The following is a 1,124-nucleotide window of genomic DNA, read 5'->3' as shown; positions in this document are numbered from 1 at the left end:
AACGAGAAGGAAGGTGTCCATATGATCGCGGAAAAAGCTCGATCAGTTACCATAATCGCGTTGATTGCTTACACCGCGGTTATGTTATATTTCTTGTACTTTGGGTTAGGCCGGATCGATACCGCCCATAACGGAGCGGATGGATATAAGCTCATCCCTGACGGCATTCCGTTGTCCTTCCCGATGGGGGGCATAACGTGGTTTTGGTTTTATAACTTTGCGAACTTTGCAGCCTTCTTACCGTATGGGATGTTCGTCCCGTTGGCGGTTCGGATACGGTTTCTCCGATTGTTAGGTTTGTTTATCGTTACGATATCCCTACTTGAAATTTTGCAGTGGGCGACCGGTCTGGGCAGCTTCGATATCGATGATATCCTTACGAACGCGCTAGGGGTTACCGTTGGGTACATGGCGCAGCGGTGGATACCTCGTCCGAAGGATACCTTGAAGGGCATAGGGAAGATCTTTGTTGCGGCGGCTCTCCTCTCGGTCGGGACGATCGCGACGGTCCAAGGAGTGAACCACTGGATTGCGAAGACCAGGAGCGTCGAGGCGGGCAGGGAAGTCGGGATCGACAGCCTTCCGGTGAAGGACGGTTCGATTTCTTGGGACCCGAGCCTCTCCGGCTTTGAAGTCGGTGGTCATCGAGTGAAGCCTCTAGTGAACTTGTTTAGCAGAGAGAACCCAGGATCGGTGAGCGTCACGTATACACTGGATGGGAAATATATGACCTTCTCCGGTTACAGTGGCATTCCGGACGACATCAGTCAAGGCGAGAGTACGTTGATTATCGCCTTAGACGGAGGTGAGCGAAGTGTGGATACGAGCACCTTTAGCAGAATGAACAGCGTTGAACCCGGTTATTTCGAAATGGATGTACTAGGAACAAAAGAGCTCACCATAACGATTAGGAACGAAGACAAGAATGAGAATACGAATGTCTTATTATGGGATATGCTCCTCACGGAAATCAAGAACCGCCGATAGCAGGCGGCGAGCTTTTCACAATAATCTTTACGAAAAACAGCGTATTTTAACCGTTTGGCCAGAACGACTGAATGCCGTCTTTGCGCTAAAGGGAAACGTTAGTTTAACCGGCAGCCGGATTTTCGGAATTAGACTAC

General features: G+C 50.0%; 1 protein-coding gene. It reads left to right on the top strand.

All coding sequences use genetic code 11. From position 1 onward, the window contains the following. A partial coding sequence (locus ACO9K6_RS20930; protein WP_424769462.1) for a VanZ family protein occupies positions 1-987 on the top strand: 987 nt, incomplete at its 5' end. Between the last annotated feature and the right edge of the window lie 137 nt (positions 988-1,124).

The sequence above is a fragment of the Paenibacillus praedii genome (assembly GCF_049725345.1).
Taxonomy (GTDB): Bacteria; Bacillota; Bacilli; order Paenibacillales; family Paenibacillaceae; genus Pristimantibacillus.
Note: the sequence above shows the minus strand (reverse complement) of the source record. Positions and strands in the feature narration are given on the sequence as shown.